The 457-nt window shown below is 68.9% G+C and carries 1 protein-coding gene; it reads left to right on the top strand.

What is annotated here, in order from left to right; translation table 11 throughout:
* Positions 1–312: 312 nt before the first annotated feature.
* A complete protein-coding gene (locus G3I71_RS52520; protein ID WP_275409449.1) occupies positions 313–444 on the top strand; it encodes a hypothetical protein in 132 nt (43 codons plus the stop codon).
* Positions 445–457: the final 13 nt, after the last annotated feature.

Below are 457 nucleotides of genomic sequence, written 5' to 3'. Positions count from 1 at the left end.
AACCCTCGCCGTCAGGGCTCTGATCAGGGAACTCAGGGCCCAGAAGGGCTGAAAGGGGAACCGGCGGAGGGGCGGATTCGGCGGTTCGGCGTCTCAGATACTAGGAAGTCCGAGTAATTGCCGAGACATACAGCCGGACCTGCCCTAGCTTTGTAGGAGCCGAACGTCTCGCTGATCCGGCGAATGGCGGTCGAGAGCGCGCGCCCCTGGCAGGCAACCCCTGCGGCGCACAGCTCCCCGCCTCTTCCGGCGCCTTGAAGGAACCCCTCATCCGTGGCCCCGCCACGCCGTGATCTCAAGGAGTCGATCACCATGACCCCCACCACCGGTGCCGTCGGCCGCGTCCGCCACTCCTCCACGGCGGACTCCGACCGGAAGAACGCCGCCGCAGCCCTCCAGCGCGCCCTGGACCGCCGGGACACCGGCGGCTCGACCGGCCAATGAGCCCGACAGGGCC

It is taken from the genome of Streptomyces sp. SID12501 (genome assembly GCF_010550245.1).
In the GTDB taxonomy this organism is placed as follows: domain Bacteria; phylum Actinomycetota; class Actinomycetes; order Streptomycetales; family Streptomycetaceae; genus Streptomyces.
The sequence above is the reverse complement of the archived record's forward strand: the minus strand, read 5'-3'. Positions and strand labels throughout refer to the sequence as shown.